A 17,521-nucleotide genomic window follows, 5' to 3' on the forward strand; every position below is an offset into this window, starting at 1 on the left:
GCACCGAACCCGAATACTCAGTGGCGCTCAACGACAAGATCGCGTCGACGAGCAAGTGGCGCTCAACCGCGATACCCATGGCGCTCAGAGAAGCGAATATTCAGCACGATGAACGCCACGATCGTGAGACCCGCCGCGACGAGGCCGAAAACGGCCCACCCGCGAGCCCCACGGAGACCGGCGATGCCGGTGACCACCGCCCCGAGAAGACCGATCGGGAGAAACACGAGCCCCAGGATGCGCACCCAGTTCGGCGGGTCGAGCGGCGTGGCCGACAGCACCCAGAGCCAGGCGAACGCCGCGAGCGCGACGAGACCGAACACCGCGCCCAGCCGACCCGGAGTCTTCGACGGACCGGACGCGGATCACGCACATTTCAGAGGGATCGATTTGAGCACTTTGCTCCGTATGGACCGCTCTATGCCGATATAGCTAGCAACATGCTCAATCGTACGCCGACGCGCGATGACGGCAACCCGTGCCCGGACGGCATCCCTCCCGCGGTGATCATCGACAGCTCGAGCGTCCGCGAAGTGCTGGTCAGTCCAAGGGAAAGGTGTGCTTGTCGAGCCACAGCTCGACGTCGTGCGGAGGCGGTGGGTTCGCGCCGGCGATGAGCCGAATGTAGTGGTCGGCGTCCTCGGCGTCGGCGCGCAGGTCGTAGCCGTTGATCTCATAGAAGGCGACCGTGACGAACCAGCTCAACCGCTTGTTTCCGTCCAACAGCGGATGGTTGTGGTTGATCGCGCTCATCAGGACGGCCGCCTTCTGGTGAATCCCTGGGTAGACCTCCTCGCCGAACACGGGCATCGGGGACGCCAGCGCAGACAGCAGGCCATTGCGATCCCGGTAGTGAAATCCCTCATCCTCGACGAGGTCGTCGACGTCTTCCGGCTCGATGTACTCCGTCACCGGGACAGCCGGTCGAGCAGCTCAGCGTCGCGGTCGCGGACCCGATCGAAGGCGCGGCGTACCCGCTCGCGCCGGATCGTGCGAGCGTCCAGCTCGAGCACGGCCTTCTCGATCACGCTGTTCTTGCTCTGCCCCATCAGGGAGGCGAGCTCGGTGAGCTTCGTTTCCGCCTCTGGCGAAAGGCGCACAGTGCGGGCCATGACGGTTCCTCTCCTCGTGGTGTCATCATGATACCACCGACGTAGCGCGGCTGCACCGTACCGCGTCCACGGCAACGCATGACCGGACGTCGTGCGCACGGCGTCATCGACCGATCGACGGCCCTCCGGGCTGAGACGGCCCGACGTGGGGCGCCGAAGGGTCGTACGGCCTGCCCGGGTTATACGGGTCAACCGCTGGCGCCCGCCGAGGCTCCTGGATCCGTACTTCCGGCGCGAGACTCGCATCACGGGCGCGGGTCATGAGGCGGGTCGCGGTGCTCTGACTGATCTTGAGAGTGTCGGCGACGAGCTTGAGCGGGGGGTAGCTGATTGCCGTCGCGACGCGATAGACGGCGATCGCGGCGTACAGGGACTCCAAGGGTTCGCGCTCCTCCTCCGCCAGCACGCGGCTGAGAAAGTCTCGCACCGGGATGCGGTCGCGATCACCGACACCCTCCCCGCCGACGTCCACCGTGACAACCTCGAGCGCCGACCTCGTCATGATCCAATGCGTGCGCACCTCGCGGAGCACCTGGCTGGTGATGTCGACGCCTTCCCCTTCGCGTTCGAGAGCGGCGAACACGACGGCAGTGCGGCCGAGCGCAGCATCCCACTCCACACGCACGGTGATCGTGCCGGGCACGTCCTGCTCGCCCGACACGCGCGCATGCCAGGACTTCGGCAGCGTTACGCGGCTGCCGAGATCAATGCGTTCGTCACTGATGTCAAATGCCTCGACGTCTGCCATAGGGCCCACTATTCCAGGTTCGCCGCCGATTCGCGAAGAAGAGTGTCGATCTTGGCTCACATGTGTGCAACCTTGCGACGAAGGGAGACTGACACTGCTGGCTCAGAAAGGGAAGGGCTATGAACCACTCACCGGAGCACCTTGTGTTAAGACGATGAAGGATGCCGCCAAGCTCGTCGGCGTCGACTACCGCACGATCAAGCTCGGCATCGAGAGCGGGACCATTCCCACGGTCCAGCTTGGCCCGCATACCAGGTCGCTGGACTATCGGTACCGAGAAGCGCTACGCGCCACAGATGATCGACCGCCTCACCAAGCGAAGCCTTCGGTTTGTTGGTCAGAGTCCGACAGAGCGCTTCAAGGGCCTTTACGGGCTCGCGGATCGCGGGGAGGCAGTCGGCCGGTCGACTATTGAGCGCGTCAAGTCCACGCTGATACTGCCGCCGAACCGACGCGAACGCATGACTCCGACCGGGGTCATCGAGATCGAGTTCGAAGTCTGCAGCTTCCGGGTCGAACGGCTCGAACTTTCCGTCCACCAGCAATCCGCTCTTCAGTCCGAGTTCAGACTAAGCGCCCACCACGCACCGCGATGGACAATTAGTGGAAGATCAGGGTTCACTGAAAGATTCGAATTTAGGTACCTAAACTCATGGTCTCTCGTCTCAGCACTGCGGTCGTGGCCAATCGCCGAGCACTCGAAGAGGATCTGTACGGCTTCAAGGACAGGGAGATCCGACCCGCGAGTTTGGGCGAAATTCGAGAGGCTGTGTAGCGTGAAGGACCTCTTCCGCAGGGCAGAGAACAACCCGAACACGCCGTCTACGTGATCAGGCTTGAGGTATCCCTGGAGTTCGTCCTTGAGTTCGGGAACAAAGTAGTCAGTCGAGTATTCGTTCAGGGCCTTCTGAATAAGGCTAGTGGTTACTGCGGAGCGCCCGACTTTACGTTGAACTTTCGTAAGGAGGGCGATCAAATCGCGTGGAGTTCGCCGGGTATGTTCGACGAGATACGGCCACATGTCTGTTTGATGCTTCCCGACGGAAGCCTTGTGCGGCAGCAGATCTCTAATCGGATCGTCTCCCACATAGCCACTGAGACGCGCACGGTGCAGGATCAGAGCCTCCAACGAGGCCTCATCAGGCTCGTCTGAGATGGCCGACCATCGAAGAGTGACCGCGAAGTTTTGGCGAATTTTGTTCTTATTCGGACTGCTGAGCCGCTCATATAGATCTGCTCGACACAGGAGGACGATCTTTATTGCGCTTTTCGCCCTATAGAACGCCTCGTTGAGTGATTCGACCTCTCCTAACAGCGCTGATAAGGACGCATATGTACGGTCGTCGGGCGACAGCAGCTCGTCGAGCCCGTCGATGATCTGAATGTGGCGGCTCTCGGTGCTGAACGTGGATGCAATCTGCTCCACTCTTCCCGCCGCATCTGTGAGTTGCACTTGACGTGTCGAGAATTCCGCATCGACGGATGCACCGTACACAGACGGCAAGCCGCCTTTCAGCGCAACGTTGACGGATCGGAGACTCAATTCGGTGAGGTTCTTACTTGGGATCAGGCTCTCCTTGACGAGGAGTCTTTTCAAGCGCTCGCACTCGGCAGCATCCTGCGGGTCGGCGCCGACATCGGTGAGCATCGACTGAAATACTCTGAGCAGTAGGAGCCAGCGCCAGCTGAGACGGAGAAGCTGAAGTGATGAATCATCAGACGCAAGCTGGCTAAGCGTGCCATATGGGAAGTCTTTGAGGTCGATTAGGTCGACGAACAGATTGGGATCAAGGTCCGCCCTCCGGACGAGATGCTCACCGATGGCGGACTTTCCCGAGCCCTTGTGACCAAGCACAACATATTCGCTGCCTTCGACGAGCGAGCGCGCCACGTCTCGATTGTCGTAGAAGCCCTCAAGCAGGAGTTGCGGTGCTCTTGCGCTCTCAGCGCCCGCGGACGCGTACCCGAACTGGATGTCGGCGAAAGAGACACCTTGCGGCTCGGGTGGGAACAGATCGACCACACTACGGCCGTGACCCGGCCGCTCCTTAAGCACCACATAGCCAGCCTGTTCAGCATCGCGAAGAAACTCTCCGAATCGCTGGTACCGCAACGCGCCCTCGGAGAAAGTCGCGTCCCACTGGATGAGCAGCTGCTTTGCACGAGAGGCGTTTGTAGCGGTCCCGTTCTCATGTCGTTCGGTAACGATCCTCCGCAATGCAGCGAAGGCCTCGTCGAGAGGAATCGCCTTGACCGCTAAGCCAGCCTCATTCGCACCATCTAGCCGCCGTTGGTCTTGGGTCGCCGAGGGGATCTGAGATTTCGAAGCGAGCTCGGCCGCGCCACCCTGGTTGGCAACTGAGAGCGTGAAGTCCGGCATTTCCGGCTTATCGAGCACAGAGACGTACCCCGCACGTTGAGCCGCCATGCAAAATTCCTTGAAGGTTCGATAGCCCAAAGCTGACTGATCGAAGTAGACACCGAGCGCGTCAGACAACATGGGCTTGACGTATGCGCCCTTTGCCACCGCCCCGCGCGAAGCAAAGTGCTGGACGACCTCGGAGAGCACCCGAAACTCGGTATTTACCGTCCCCAGTACGATGTCCGAGTTCTTGTGTACGCTCACCACCCGGAGATAGCCAGCTTCGGCCCCCGCAGTAACCAATCTTCTGAAGGTGCTGTAGCCGAAGTCAGCCTCCACGATCTTGTGACCGAGCGTTACTTGGGCGCGAGATTTCACAATGGCACCCGTTGGTAGGATGCGTCGGTCCTCGAACTCTCCGACGGTGTCGGCGATCAAGGTCCAGATGGCCTCGACGGGCCCTCCACTGACCATTCATTTTCCCCTTCTGAAATGGCACTTGTTGCCCCTGCGCTCGCCCGACGGCGCCCGCACCCACCTTCCTATCATCATGACGATCTCGAGGCCTGACGCGGACCGAGACGACTCGCCGAGGACGGATCGCCACGGTGAGCCACTTCAATAGGCGGTCGGATATCTCATAGCGGTGATGCGCGGCCGATCAACTAACAGACCATCCTTCGGGACCGTGACGGATTTCTGTGCTGCGACCTAATGTGCCGCTTCTCCGGCCATCCACCGCCAGTGGTCGCAATTTCGTCTGGGGATCTCGAGAACATGCCCACTCGCGGTATCGAACGTCGCTACATCCCCATCACACGCCCCGCACTCGGCGCGCCAACCACCGGCCCGGTCGCCATCGCCGTCTCCCGGTTCCGCGCCGCGCGCCGCATCTCCGCCTGAGCTGCGCGCACAGCATCCTGCATCGTCAGTTCGGGCGTGCCTCGCTGGGCGAGGCCACGGGACTGCGCGTGCGCAGCGTGAACCGACTGCGTCGACGCTTGGTCATCGAGGAGAACGCGGTAATGATCGCCTACGAGATCCACGTCGGCACGCCCAAGACGCACGAGAAGCGCTCGGTCCCCTACCCCGAGCGTCTCGCTCCTATGATCGAGGAAGCCTGCGCCGGCAAGGGCCCGGAAGGGCTGCTGTTCGGTGACGGGGTCAACCACATGCGCAACTCTGGCGACAAGGGATGGTTCGCGAACGCGGTCCGGCGCGCGCAGGCGTTCGATCCGTCAATCCCCCGGCTCACTCCTCACGACCTTCGGCACACCGCCGCATCGCTCGCGATCAGCTCGGGCGCGAACGTGAAGGCTGTGCAGCGGATGCTCGGCCACGCGTCGGCCGCGATGACGCTGGACACCTACGCCGATCTCTTCGACGACGATCTGGATGCCGTGGCGACGAGACTGAACGACGCCATGCCGCTGGTGGCACTGCCGACGGGTCCGCAGACCCGGTACGCCCGACCGCGGTGACCACAGAGAGCAAAACGCTCAGTTTCGAGCCTGGGCGCACGGCACCCCAAAATGCTCGATTTCGGCGCTCCGAGACGTCGAACGAACGCCTTTGAAGACCGTCGTCGCTGCCCTCGGAGTTTTTAGAATGCGGGCAAAAAACGGGCAAAAACGCACTTCTGTGTGGTCTGACCTCAGAAGAATTCTTTGGTCAGAGGCAAAAAAGACTGTGCCCCTGGAGGGACTCGAACCCCCAACCCTCGCCTTAGGACGGCGCTGCTCTTCCATTGAGCTACAGAGGCTGACCGCACGAGTCTACCGGCTCGCGATAGCGTCGTGAACGGCACGAAGGGCGCCGCGGCGGGCGCCGCAGCCGGAGAGCGAGGCGGGCAGCATGACCACGACGGAGACCACGCGGTTTTGGGTGGGTGCCTCGACGTCGGGCCGACTCGGGTCGCCGTCACGCCGTTCGGCCCCGTAGGCGGCACCGGCGCCGGTGGTCCCTGCTTCCCCGCGTTCGACGAGTCGGGGTCGTGGATCTTCGCCGCGAACTACTCGGGTGGTCGCCTCACGGCCCACCCGGTGGCTCCGGATGCTCCGGCCGACGCCGTCTTCTCGATCGGGTTCGACGGATCGGGCCCGCACGAACGCCAGTCGTCGCCGCGTCCGCATCAGGCCGTTATCGACGCCGCACGCGACCGCCTCCTCGTGCCCGACCTCGGCTCGGATCGCATCCGCGTGCTCAGGCCGGCCGACCTCCCCGATCGGCTGAGGCACGACGACGACGACGATATCGTCGTGCACGCCGGCGCCGGTCCCCGACATCTGGTCGTCGCGGGCGATGTCGCGATCGTCGCGAACGAGCTCGACCGCACGGCGAGCCTCGTCGACCTCGCCGAGCGACGGGAACTCTCGTGGGTGCCCGTCGACGCGACGGTCGCCGCTCGCGGACTCGGCGTCTCGGCCATCCGGCTCACGAGCGCCGGCACCGTTCTCGTCGGCGATCGCGACGCCGACGCGATCGCCGCACTGCGGTACGACGCCGACGCGCGGTCGCTCGAGCATGTCGCGTCGATCACGACCGGCGGGGGGCATCCGCGCGACCTGCACGTGACGCACGACGAACGATTCGCCCTCGTCGCCGACCAGGCCTCGGACTCGATCGCGGTCATCGTGCTCGAGCAGGGCGTGCCGGTCGAGGTGGTGGAGACCCTCAGCACTCCCGCGCCGGCATGCCTCGCACGGGTCTGGTAGGCGGGTTTCGAGACCGGCGCTGGCGCGCCCCTTCGACCCGCCGGGACCCGGTCAGTTGTAGCCGAGGATGACGATCGCCGAAGTCGACGGAGCGGGCTCGTCGACGAACCCGATCTCCTCGAGCCGCACCTCGTCCAACGGCTGCGCCATCTCGGTCACCTGCCTGTTCATGGAAATGACACCGGGACCTCGCACACGGGTTCACTGGCTGCGTCGTCCAGCGAAGCCGACCGGATTCGCCATGGTGTCCACGACGACCCGGTGCGGCGAGACTCATCCCGGCGGGTACAGATAGAGCGCGTCGCTCGCGGCGATCGTGCGCCGATGGTACGAGTGGTCGGAGTTCCGGTTGTACTCCTCGAGGTTCACGCTGCCGTCGGCGTTGATCGACTGCACGTACGCCACGTGGTTGTACGGGAACCACGCAACAGCTCCGACGACGGGCGTGCTCGAGGTGGGCCATCCCTTCGACGCCCAGGCATCGGCCCACGCGTACGCGCTTCCGGACGCGAGGTTCCCCCAGTCCCACTTCCACGGGGCGCTCGTCACACCGGCGTCGCGGTTCAACCGCCAAGCGACGAAGTCCACGCACTCGCGGTAGTAGTAGCGCAGGGGCGAGAGCCCGCCGCCGTAGTCGTCGGGCACCTGGTCCCACCAGGGGTAGTCGTCGCCCTCGGCCTTGACGGTGTAGATCGCGTAGCTGCCGGAGCCGGAGCGCGACGCGAGCTCGGCGGCCCACGCGGCCTGCTCGGCCGCCTCGGCATCGAGGCGGGCCCGCTCCAGGTCGGCCGCCGTGGTGATCGCGTATGAATCGCGTGAGACGGGTACGCCGCTCGCGAGCACGGAGACGTCGACATCCTGCGCCTCCGCGACCGAGAGGCTGAAGACTCCGGATGCCTCGAGCCCGTCGCCGCCCGGCATGAGCGCGTAGGCGGGCAATGCGACGGTGCCGACGATCGCCGGCACCACGAGTACGGTCGCGAACGCGCGCAGCGGGCCGTTGCGTCGGGTCGCGCGCGGCGCCGCGACCACGGCGCGCGTGGCGGAGGTTCCGGCGGCCGCTCCCGGCGCGACCGAGACCGGCATGGAAGACGCGGGCGGCATGTACGCGGCACGATCGGATCGGGCGCGGCCTGGCTGCGTGGGGGCGGATCGACGGGTGCGGGCTCGCTCGGCCGCTCGCCGGGCAGAGCGCGTGTACGCGTGGGCGCCGTTCTCGTCACCGTGCAACAGTCGAACCTCCGGATCCCGCTGAATGCCGCACTGCAGCACCGAACGGGTTGGCGTCATGTGCTCCGGAGGTCAGGGGTGGCTCCGGACTCGTACCACGATAGGGCACACCCGCAGGGCTTGTCACGACTCTCCACACGGCGGGTCGCGACCTCGGCGGCCCGCGAGGTCAGGCCGCAGTGGAGAGGAACTCGTCCCACTGCGGCAACGGCCGCTCGAACCCGCGCACGACCCAATTGCGCCCCTGCGGCATCCTGGGCGTGAATCTCAGCTGCCAGCCCATCTCGGCGGGCGTGTGGTCGCCCTTCGTGTTGTTGCATCGCAGGCAACAGGCGACGAGGTTCTCCCACGTGTCGCGCCCGCCCCGCGAGCGTGGCAGCACGTGGTCGATGGTGGCGGCCGATCGTCCGCAGTAGGCGCAGCGATGCTCGTCGCGCCGGAGCACGCCGCGACGGCTCACAGGAACCTGGTGCACGTGGGGCGTTCGCACGTACCTCGTGAGCAGGATGACGCTCGGTCGCTGCCACGTCCCGCTCGCCGCGCACACCGGATTGTCCTCCTCGTGGAGGATCACCGTGGCCTTCTGGTTCATCACGAGCAGGAGCGCGCGCTTGAATGAGACGACGGCGAGCGGCTCATATCCGGCGTTGAGCACGAGGGTGCGCATGGGGTGCCTTTCGATCGGGGCTGGATGGCTTCCAGCCGCGTGAACGGATCGACGCCCGGAGCGCGCGAGCGCGCGCCGGTGAAGGGGGTGCGAGTCGTGCGCGAACGCCCGCGAAACGAAGAACGGGCACCGTCATGAAGACAGTGCCCGTCGGCGCGCTTGCGCGAAGGATGCTCGGCTGACTACTGCGCCGTTGGTCGAACTGCGCGCGCACACCCGTGGAATGGGTGCTGCGCGTCTCGGCCATCGGCTTTCCCTACCCGGTTCTCGGATCGTCAGAGTACAAGGCTAAGGCACGAATGGCGCACCGGGAGCCACCGGCGCGCCATTCACGCATCGAGTAACGCGATGTTCACGAATCAGATGCGGACGATCCAGTAGTCGCTCGTCCAGATCGGCTGGATTCGCACGGATGCTCCCTCATAGGGTGCGTGCAGGATCATCCCGTTCCCCGCGTAGAAGCCGTTGTGACCCGCCATCATGACGATGTCGCCCGGTACCGCGTCAGCTACCGAGATCTGAGTGCCTCTGTCGCCCTGTGCCGCAGCGGAGTGCGGCAGGCTGATGCCGAACTGCGCGTAGACGTACATGATGAGCCCTGAGCAGTCGAAGCCTGCGGGCGTGGCGCCGCCGTACACGTACGGGACGCCGATGTACTGCTGCGCCACGGCGAACACGCTCGCCGGATCAGCGGAGCCGTAGACCGGCGCGGCGGCGAGTTCGGCGGCCGACGGACCCGAGTAGCTCGCGGCATACGAGGCCATCTGCGCTTCCGCTGCCTGGCGGGCCGCCTCGGCCGCGGCGGCCGCCTCGGCCGCCGCCTGGATCTCGGCGCCCGTGACCGCGGAGTAGGTGTCCTTGGTGAGCGGCGCCGCGATGACGTCGTCGGTCACCTCGACCGACTGCGCCTGCGCCTTCGTGAGCGCAGTCTCGGCGGACGTGCCGAACTGCGGACCCTCGCCGCCGGGCGCGAACGCGTACGCCGGAATGGCGAGCGTGCCCACGATGCCGGCCGCCACCGTCATGACGACGACGTTCGCGAGACCGCCCCGCCGGAGGCGGCGCGTGGACGCGAGCGGCGCGGTGCGGACAGTGGTGGCGAGGTCCTGGGAGCGGGTTGCCGGAGCCTTCGGGGCGGCAGTCGCCCTCGAGACGGCCCCTCGGGCGATGTTGCGGGTCTGACGCCGCCGGGGGAATCGAGCCAAAACGGTACCTCCGCCCCACGACATCGCTGCCGTCCCACCTGCTGCGCACAATGGCGCGTCGCGGGTTCTGAATCGAGCGGTGGGCGCCGGGGGGCGATCTCGATCCTGTTCCGCCGACCGGCTTCTTGCCGGCGGACTCGAACGACGATACGCGAGGCACGCCCAAATGTCACACTCTGATCACGGCGTGCCCGACTTCCGGGCGGATCGGGCCTATTCCCCGATGAAGATGTGCCCAGCGACCTCGGCGGGCAGCTCGAGGCCGCCGTCGACGCCGTCGACCTCGACGAGCACCCGGGCGCCGGAGGCCCTGAACGTGGCCGTCGCGCCGGGCACCACGCCCGCGAGCTTGAGCTGGGCGAGCAGCTCGGGGTCGAACTGCACCGGCTCGCCGAGACGCCGGACGACGCCGCTCACGCTTCCCTCGCCTGCCGACAACGCGTCGAGCACGCGCACCACGCCCGTCATGAACGAGTCGGCGGCCGGGACGCCGAGCTCATCGAGTCCGGGGATCGGATTGCCGTACGGCGACTCCTTGGGCTGTCCGAGGATCTCGATCAGGCGACGCTCGACCTGCTCGCTCATCACGTGCTCCCAGCGACATGCCTCATCGTGCACGAACTCCCAGTCGAGCCCGATGACATCGGCGAGCAGCCGCTCCGCGAGTCGATGCTTGCGCATGACGTGCACGGCCTTGCTGCGCCCCGAGGGCGTGAGCTCGAGGTGCCGATCGCCCGAGACGACGACGAGTCCGTCGCGCTCCATCCGGGCGACCGTCTGCGAGACGGTGGGTCCCGAGTGACCGAGACGCTCGGAGATGCGGGCACGCAACGGCACGATGTTCTCCTCCTCGAGGTCGAGGATCGTGCGGAGGTACATCTCCGTCGTGTCGATGAGATCGGTCACCTGAAGCCTCCCGGTCGCGCCGTCATCCAGACTACCGGCCCACCACCCGTCGATAGACTCGACGCATGCCGAGCCTCGTGATCCCCAGCGACCTCCTGCCCGCCGACGGACGATTCGGCTGCGGCCCGTCGAAGGTCCGGGCCGAGCAGCTCGCCCACCTCGCCGCCGAAGGCCCCGAGCTGATCGGCACGTCGCACCGCCAGGCACCCGTGAAGAACCTCGTCGGCCGCGTCCGCTCGGGGCTCGCCGACCTGTTCGCCCTGCCAGCCGGCTACGAGGTCGTGCTCGGCAACGGCGGATCCACCGCATTCTGGGATGCTGCGGCATCCGGTCTCATCGAACGCCGCGCCCAGCTCTGCTCGTTCGGCGAGTTCGGCCAGAAGTTCGCGATCGAGGCAGGAGCCCCATGGCTGGAGGCACCCGACGTGCGTCGGGCCGCACCGGGCTCGCGGTCGGCGCCCGAGCCCGTCGAGGGCGTCGACGTCTACGCGTGGCCGCACAACGAGACGTCGACGGGCGTCATGGCGCCCGTCACCCGCGTCACGGGCGATGACGGCGCCCTCACGGTCATCGACGCGACGAGCGCCGCGGGCGGCGTCGAGGTCGACCCGACGCAGTTCGACGTGTACTACTTCGCCCCCCAGAAGAACTTCGCCTCCGACGGCGGCATCTGGTTCGCGCTGTTCTCCCCCGCGGCCATCGAACGCGTCGAGCGCATCGCGGCCGGCGACCGCTACATCCCCGAGTTCCTGTCGCTGAAGAACGCGATCGACAACTCGCGCCTGAACCAGACCCTCAACACGCCCGCGATCGGCACGCTGCTACTGCTCGAGAGCCAGCTCGAGTGGATGAACGAGTCGGGCGGCCTCACCTGGGCCGATGCGCGCACACGCGAGTCGTCGTCGGTGCTCTACGACTGGGCCGCCCGCACCGAGGTCGCCATGCCGTTCGTCGCCGAGCCCGCCGACCGCTCCCAGGTCGTCGTGACGATCGACTTCGACGAGTCGACGGATGCCGCGCGCATCTCGTCGATCCTGCGCGAGAACGGCGTCGTCGACACCGAGCCGTATCGCAAGCTCGGACGCAACCAGCTGCGCATCGCGACGTTCACGGCCATCGACCCCGACGATGTCCGCGCGCTCACCGCGTGCCTCGACCACGTACTCGAGCGGATGGGCTGACCGCCGTGCGGTTCTGGCTGAGCGAATCCGAGCGGCGCCCCGACCCGGCGCCCGCCCGGGCCGACGCGCGCAAGGCGCTGTTCGCCGGAACGCTGGCCTGGCTCGTGGCGTTCGTCGTGTCGCTCATCACTCGCGCGCAGCTGGCCGCCGCCGGACTCGAGTGGTTCGTATGGGCCGCGGCGATCGGCACCGGCATCGGCGTCGTCGGGCTCGTCGTGGTGCAGCTGCTCCGTCGCCGCGTGGCGCGTCAGGAGCGTCGGTCGTCCGACTGACCGGCGGCGTCGTCCGCCGAGTCGTCCTCGTCCGCCGAGTCGTCCTCGTCCGCCGGGTCGTCGATGGCCGAGTCGTCGAGCGAGTCGATGTCGATGCCGTCGAACGCGTCGTCGCCGGAATCGTGGCCGAAGGCCGCGTCGAGCTCCGCCTCGTCGTCGAGATCGGCGTCGTCCTCGTCCTCGTCCTCGTCGTCCGCGAGCTCGTCCTCGTCGTCCTCGAGCTCGTCCTCGGCTGCCGCTGCGAGCTCCTCGAGGTCGCCCGCGCCGCCCTCGGCGGACGCCGCCGCGGCGGCGGCTTCCTGCGCCGCACGGTAGTCCGCGAGCCGCTCCGACCACGGCACCCACTCGGGGGCGAGCAGTGCGGCCTCGCCGGGCATGAGCTCGGTCTCGAGCACGGTCGGCTCGGCGCCCTCGACGCGAGCGATCGTCACGCTCCAGTGCCAACCGGGATACCCGGACAGGTCGGCGGCGAAGAGCAGGGTGAGCACGTGCTCGTCCTCGACGACGTGGCCCACGACCGAGCCCACGGTCTCGGGGCGTGTGACCTCGAGCATGGTGCGGCGCGCCAGGTCGACGGCGGCGAGGAGCACCTCGTCGGCCACCGGGGCGGGCGCGGGGGCATCCGTCGCCGGGCTCGGCGACTCGGCCTGCTGATGTTGCTCAGACATCCAGGTCGTCAGCCACCCTGCGCAGCACCGCTGCCACCGTGCGCGCCTTGGACTTGTCGGGGTACCGGCCGCGACGCAGGTCGGCGCCGATGCCGTCGAGCACCTTCACGACGTCCTCGACGATGATCGCCATGTCGTCGGCGGGCTTGCGGTTCATCTTCGCGAGGCTCACGGGGGCGTCGAGCACCCGCACCGAGAGCGCCTGCGCACCGCGCTTGCCCTGCGCGACGCCGAACTCCAGCCGCGTGCCCGCACGCACGGTCACGCCGGCGGGAAGAGCGGACGCGTGGAGGAAGACCTCCTGGCCGTCATCGGAGCTGATGAAGCCGAATCCCTTCTCCTCGTCGTAGAACTTGACCTTGCCGGTGGGCATCGTGGAACCTCGCTAGCGTCGGAAGGCGCGCGGAATCGCGTCGCGGTGCAGACTCCAGTCTAGGAGGCTGCAACCCCTCCGTCGGCCCGCTGCCCTATTCTTGACAGGTGAGCGAATCCGGTCCCATCACCGAACACCGCGCCGAGCGCATCCTGGCGTACATGTTCGTCGGCATCGTCGGGATCTCGATCCTCGCGTTCCTGGCGGTCATGTTCGGCACCCTCGCGGGCGCCGCCGAGAACGACGGTTTCAGCTCGGGAGTCTGGCCGTTCGTCATCATGCTGCCGTGGTTCGGCCTGCCACTGGCGTTCCTGCTCCTCATCGCCCTGCTGATCGTGAACGGCGTGCGCCGACGCCGCCAGTCCACCCCCGGATCGAGCTGACGGGGGCCGATGCTCGAGCTCGCCGCACGACTCCGGGGGCTGCCGCGAGAAGCACTCGCCGCGGCACTGCAGACGCGCGAGTTCGAGACCTCGGCCGCGCGCGACCTCTTCGATCTCGCTGAGGCGCTGCTCGCCCCCGACTCGGTGGACCACGCGCTGACCCGCCTCGATCGCCGTCACCTCGCCGTGCTCGTCGCAGCCTCCGGCGTCGCCGACGAACACGGGTCCACCACCACCCGGGCAGTGTACGACGAGCTCGCTCGGCTCGGTGGCTCCGAGGAGCTGTCGGATGCCTCCGCCGCCCTGTTGGACGAGCTCGCCGCGAGCCTGCTCGTGGTGCTCGCCGCCGATCACGTGCACGTTCCGACCGCGATCAGCGCGCGACTCGCCGTGCACGCCGGCCGTGAACTGCCACCGGCCGCGGAGCTCGCCGCGCCGGCGCCCGCCGTGCTCGCGGCCGTGGACGACGTGGACCGGAGCCTCCTCGAACGCCGGGCGGCCGAGGCCGCATACGCGACCGTCGCCGCGACGTCGGAACTTCTCGCAGAGCTCGGCAGCCAGCCTGCCCGCGAGCTGGCGAAGGGCGGGCTCGCCCTGCCCGACTCGAAGCGGCTCGCCGAGTCGGCCGGCATCGAACTCGAGGCACTCCCCCGGCTCTTCCATCGCGCCGACGAGGCGGGCCTCGTGGTTCGCGACGGGGCCTTCTGGCTGGAGTCCGACCTCGGCGCGGCGTGGACGCAGCGGCGCGCAGCCGCGCGCTGGCGCCGACTGGCCGAGTGCTGGCGCGACCGCATCCCGGCACCCCTGCGCGACCTCGTCGCCAGGCGCAGCGAGACCCTCTCCGCTACGGACCTCCGCGACGATGTGCGATGGTTCTACCCGGCGGGCGGGCGCTGGATCGACGAGGCGCTCGACCGGCTGGTGGACGACGCCGAGGCGCTCGGCCTCGCCGTCGCCGGAGAACCCGTGGAGACCGGCCGGCTGGTGCTCGCCGGTGACATCGACCGCGCAGCACGCATGCTCGCAGCCCACTTCCCGGCACAGGTCGACAAGGTGTACCTGCAGCACGACCTGTCGGTGGTCTCGCCCGGACCGCTCGAGCCCGCGCTCGACGCCCGGCTCCGCGGGTTCGCCGATGTCGAGGGGCGCGACCTCGCCTCGACGTATCGCGTGAACGCGGCATCCGTGAACCGCGGACTCGCGGCCGGCGAGACCGCCGAGTCCATCCTCGAATTCCTCACGGGCGTGTCGCTCACCGGCATCCCGCAGCCGCTCGCGTACGTCGTGGGCGAGGCTGCAGCGCGGTTCGGCACCGTGCGCGTCGCCGCCGCCGACGAGCGCGACGCCCCGGCACGCTCTGCGGTTCGCTCCGACGACGATCAGCTCGTGCGCACGCTCGCCGTCGACCAGTCCCTCGCCTCGCTCGGGCTCCGGCAGACCGGCCCGCACCGACTGCTGTCGCGGTTCACCGCCGACATGGTGTTCTGGGCCCTCTCCGACGCGAAGTACCCGGTCGCCGCAGAGGACGCGAACGGCGAGATCGTGCGCCTGCGCCGCCACCGCCTCGCGGCGTCGCCGACCCCGCCGCCGAAGTCGGATCCGGTCGCGGCCCTCCTCGATCGGGTGCTCGCGACCGGCGACGATGGTGCGACCGAGCAGGCCTGGCTGGCCCGCCAGCTCGAGGCCGCCGCCCGCGCCAAGGAGACGCTGACGGTGACCGTGCGGATGCCGGGCGGCCAGACGGCCGACTACCTCCTCGCGCCCGCGAGCGTCGCGAACGGCCGGCTCAGGGCCCGCGACCGCAAGGCCGACATCGAGCGGACGCTGCCGCTGTCGGCGATCGCCGCGGTGTCGCCGGCGCCGACGAACGTCTGATCCGCGGGTTTCGAGACGCGTCCACGGCCGTCTCGAAACGCGCGAGGTGCGCGACCGGCCGTGCACCCATGAAGCGGGCGTAGACTCGAACGCTATGTCAGACGGCCCCCTCATCGTGCAGAGCGACCGGACCGTGCTCCTCGAGGTGGCGCACCCGCTCGCCGAGGACGCACGCCACGACCTCGCGGTCTTCGCCGAACTCGAGCGGGCACCCGAGCACGTGCACACGTACCGCATCACGCGCCTCGGGCTGTGGAACGCGCGCGCGGCCGGCCACGACGCCGAGGACATGCTCGGCACGCTCGAGCGCTACGCGAAGTTCCCGGTGCCGCAGACCGTGGCGGTCGACATGCGGGAGACCGTGGGCCGGTACGGCCGTCTCGTCGTCGACCGCACCGAAGACGGCGCGCTGCGGCTGCACTCGTCGGACGTCGCCGTGCTCACCGAGGTCTCGGGTTCCCGACGCATCGCGCCGCTGCTCACCGAACGCCTCGCCGACGAGAGCTTCCTCGTCGCGCCGTGGGCGCGCGGCCAGCTCAAGCAGGAGCTCGTGAAGCTCGGCTGGCCCGCCGAGGACCTCGCGGGCTACACGCCGGGCACCCCGCATCCGATCGAGCTGGATCAGCGGGAGTGGCACCTGCGCGACTACCAGCAGAAGGCCGTCGACAACTTCTTCGACGGCGGCTCGGGCGTCGTCGTGCTGCCCTGCGGGGCGGGCAAGACCCTCGTGGGCGCAGGCGCGATGGCGACCGCGAAGACGACGACGCTGATCCTCGTCACGAACACAGTGTCGGCCCGGCAGTGGCGCAATGAACTGCTCCGCCGCACGTCGCTCACGGCCGACGAGATCGGCGAGTACTCGGGCCAGGTCAAGGAGATCAAGCCCGTCACGATCGCGACCTATCAGATCCTCACCGCGAAGCGGAAGGGCGAGTACGCCCACCTCGCGCTCCTCGACGCGCTCGACTGGGGCCTCGTCGTCTACGACGAGGTGCACCTGCTGCCCGCGCCGGTGTTCAAGCTCACCGCCGAACTGCAGGCGCGTCGTCGCCTCGGCCTCACGGCCACGCTCGTGCGAGAGGACGGCCGCGAGGGCGACGTGTTCAGCCTGATCGGGCCGAAGCGGTTCGACGCGCCGTGGAAGGAGATCGAGGCCCAGGGCTTCATCTCGCCCGCCGCATGCTACGAGGTGCGCATCGACCTGCCGCAGTCGGAGCGGCTCGCCTACGCGGCATCCGCCGACGACGAGCGCTACCGACTCGCCGCGACTGCACCCGCGAAGCTCGACGTGGTGCGCGAGCTCGTGGCGAAGCACGCGGGCGAGCGGATCCTCGTGATCGGCCAGTACCTCGACCAGATCGACGAGCTCGCCGAGGCGCTCGATGCGCCGCAGCTCACGGGTTCGACGCCCGTCGACGAGCGCGAGCGGTTATTCCAGGAGTTCCGCGAGGGCACGACGCCCGTGCTCGTGGTGTCGAAGGTGGCGAACTTCTCGGTCGACCTGCCCGAGGCGACCGTCGCGATCCAGGTCTCGGGCTCGTTCGGCTCGCGCCAGGAGGAGGCGCAGCGTCTCGGGCGCCTGCTGCGCCCGAAGGAGTCGGGTCTCTCGGCGAACTTCTACACGCTCGTCGCGCGCGACACTGTCGATCAGGACTTCGCGCAGAATCGTCAGCGGTTCCTCGCCGAGCAGGGCTACAGCTACACGATCCTCGACGCGCACGCGCTTGCGGCCGCCTGAGGTCCCGCCGTCATCCGGCGGCACGACTTTGCGGCGGGGCGCGAATTAGCTTAGGCTTACCTAAGCCGCGGCACGCGGTCCCGCACC

The 17,521-nt window shown here is 67.8% G+C and carries 19 protein-coding genes and 1 tRNA gene; 8 read left to right on the plus strand and 12 right to left on the minus strand.

The features are described from left to right. Window positions 1-62: 62 nt before the first annotated feature. The 5 genes from IEX31_RS05765 to IEX31_RS05785 form a co-directional block, all read right to left on the minus strand. Entirely contained in the window at window positions 63-323 is a 261-nt protein-coding gene (locus tag IEX31_RS05765) for a hypothetical protein (protein WP_188742498.1), read from the minus strand. 217 nt (window positions 324-540) lie between these two features. Continuing rightward, window positions 541-912, minus strand: coding sequence for a type II toxin-antitoxin system death-on-curing family toxin (locus IEX31_RS05770; RefSeq protein ID WP_188742499.1), 372 nt, complete (start codon window positions 910-912; stop codon window positions 541-543). After that, entirely contained in the window at window positions 909-1,112 is a 204-nt protein-coding gene (locus IEX31_RS05775; RefSeq protein WP_188742500.1) for a DNA-binding protein, read from the minus strand. The genes IEX31_RS05770 and IEX31_RS05775 overlap by 4 nt, the downstream gene beginning before the upstream one ends. A 103-nt stretch (window positions 1,113-1,215) precedes the next feature. Beyond that, the gene (locus IEX31_RS05780) at window positions 1,216-1,860 is read right to left on the minus strand and encodes a hypothetical protein (protein ID WP_229662141.1); all 645 of its coding nucleotides are present in this window, start codon (window positions 1,858-1,860) and stop codon (window positions 1,216-1,218) included. 553 nt (window positions 1,861-2,413) lie between these two features. Beyond that, window positions 2,414-4,696: a P-loop ATPase, Sll1717 family gene (locus IEX31_RS05785; protein ID WP_188742502.1), complete on the minus strand. Its 2,283-nt coding sequence runs from the start codon at window positions 4,694-4,696 to the stop codon at window positions 2,414-2,416. 303 nt (window positions 4,697-4,999) lie between these two features. Here IEX31_RS05785 and IEX31_RS19240 point away from each other — a divergent pair, with 303 nt between their 5' ends. Together IEX31_RS19240 and IEX31_RS05790 are read left to right on the plus strand one after the other, a co-directional pair. Further along, window positions 5,000-5,125, plus strand: a complete 126-nt coding sequence (locus IEX31_RS19240; RefSeq protein WP_268236957.1) for a hypothetical protein — start codon at window positions 5,000-5,002, stop codon at window positions 5,123-5,125. A gap of 62 nt (window positions 5,126-5,187) precedes the next feature. Further along, window positions 5,188-5,703: a tyrosine-type recombinase/integrase gene (locus IEX31_RS05790; protein ID WP_308423484.1), complete on the plus strand. Its 516-nt coding sequence runs from the start codon at window positions 5,188-5,190 to the stop codon at window positions 5,701-5,703. Between the two features lie 209 nt (window positions 5,704-5,912). On the opposite strand, the gene IEX31_RS05795 is transcribed toward IEX31_RS05790, so the two are convergent. Continuing rightward, window positions 5,913-5,984, minus strand: a tRNA-Arg gene (locus tag IEX31_RS05795). A gap of 34 nt (window positions 5,985-6,018) precedes the next feature. Here IEX31_RS05795 and IEX31_RS05800 point away from each other — a divergent pair. Beyond that, window positions 6,019-6,936 (plus strand): lactonase family protein, encoded by a 918-nt coding sequence (locus tag IEX31_RS05800; protein WP_188742503.1) that lies wholly within the window; start codon window positions 6,019-6,021, stop codon window positions 6,934-6,936. Window positions 6,937-7,209: 273 nt separating this feature from the next. Here IEX31_RS05800 and IEX31_RS05805 read toward each other — a convergent pair whose 3' ends face one another. From IEX31_RS05805 to IEX31_RS05820, 4 genes are all read right to left on the minus strand, one after another. Then, the gene (locus tag IEX31_RS05805; RefSeq protein ID WP_188742504.1) at window positions 7,210-8,022 is read right to left on the minus strand and encodes a CHAP domain-containing protein; all 813 of its coding nucleotides are present in this window, start codon (window positions 8,020-8,022) and stop codon (window positions 7,210-7,212) included. Window positions 8,023-8,335: 313 nt separating this feature from the next. Further along, window positions 8,336-8,833 carry an HNH endonuclease gene (locus IEX31_RS05810; protein ID WP_188742505.1) on the minus strand — a complete coding sequence of 166 codons (498 nt, stop codon included), beginning with the start codon at window positions 8,831-8,833 and terminating at the stop codon, window positions 8,336-8,338. 359 nt (window positions 8,834-9,192) lie between these two features. Beyond that, the gene (locus IEX31_RS05815; RefSeq protein ID WP_188742506.1) at window positions 9,193-9,858 is read right to left on the minus strand and encodes a C40 family peptidase; all 666 of its coding nucleotides are present in this window, start codon (window positions 9,856-9,858) and stop codon (window positions 9,193-9,195) included. Between the two features lie 393 nt (window positions 9,859-10,251). Continuing rightward, entirely contained in the window at window positions 10,252-10,944 is a 693-nt protein-coding gene (locus tag IEX31_RS05820; RefSeq protein WP_188742507.1) for an iron-dependent transcriptional repressor DtxR, read from the minus strand. 65 nt (window positions 10,945-11,009) lie between these two features. Between IEX31_RS05820 and serC the strand changes: the two genes are divergently transcribed. Together serC and IEX31_RS05830 are read left to right on the plus strand one after the other, a co-directional pair. Continuing rightward, window positions 11,010-12,125, plus strand: a complete 1,116-nt coding sequence (gene serC / locus IEX31_RS05825) for a phosphoserine transaminase (protein WP_188742508.1) — start codon at window positions 11,010-11,012, stop codon at window positions 12,123-12,125. 5 nt (window positions 12,126-12,130) lie between these two features. Continuing rightward, window positions 12,131-12,397 (plus strand): DUF2530 domain-containing protein, encoded by a 267-nt coding sequence (locus IEX31_RS05830; protein WP_188742509.1) that lies wholly within the window; start codon window positions 12,131-12,133, stop codon window positions 12,395-12,397. Here the strand turns inward: IEX31_RS05830 and IEX31_RS05835 are convergent. Further along, complete coding sequence (locus tag IEX31_RS05835) at window positions 12,373-13,065, minus strand: DUF3027 domain-containing protein (protein ID WP_188742510.1); 693 nt, start codon at window positions 13,063-13,065, stop codon at window positions 12,373-12,375. The genes IEX31_RS05830 and IEX31_RS05835 overlap by 25 nt on opposite strands. Further along, window positions 13,058-13,438: a cold-shock protein gene (locus tag IEX31_RS05840; protein ID WP_136709962.1), complete on the minus strand. Its 381-nt coding sequence runs from the start codon at window positions 13,436-13,438 to the stop codon at window positions 13,058-13,060. The genes IEX31_RS05835 and IEX31_RS05840 overlap by 8 nt, the downstream gene beginning before the upstream one ends. Before the next feature lie 107 nt (window positions 13,439-13,545). On the opposite strand from IEX31_RS05840, the gene IEX31_RS05845 reads away from it, so the two are divergent. The 3 genes from IEX31_RS05845 to IEX31_RS05855 all read left to right on the plus strand — a co-directional run bounded on the left by IEX31_RS05845 (window position 13,546) and on the right by IEX31_RS05855 (window position 17,434). Then, on the plus strand, window positions 13,546-13,821 hold the full coding sequence (locus IEX31_RS05845; RefSeq protein ID WP_188742511.1) for a multidrug ABC transporter ATPase: 276 nt from the start codon (window positions 13,546-13,548) through the stop codon (window positions 13,819-13,821). A 9-nt stretch (window positions 13,822-13,830) separates the two neighbouring features. Further along, window positions 13,831-15,696, plus strand: coding sequence for a helicase-associated domain-containing protein (locus IEX31_RS05850; RefSeq protein ID WP_188742512.1), 1,866 nt, complete (start codon window positions 13,831-13,833; stop codon window positions 15,694-15,696). 94 nt (window positions 15,697-15,790) lie between these two features. After that, window positions 15,791-17,434 (plus strand): DNA repair helicase XPB, encoded by a 1,644-nt coding sequence (locus IEX31_RS05855; RefSeq protein ID WP_188742513.1) that lies wholly within the window; start codon window positions 15,791-15,793, stop codon window positions 17,432-17,434. The last annotated feature ends 87 nt before the right edge of the window (window positions 17,435-17,521 follow it).

The sequence above is a fragment of the Agromyces bauzanensis genome (assembly GCF_014645655.1).
Lineage (GTDB): Bacteria > Actinomycetota > Actinomycetes > Actinomycetales > Microbacteriaceae > Agromyces > Agromyces bauzanensis.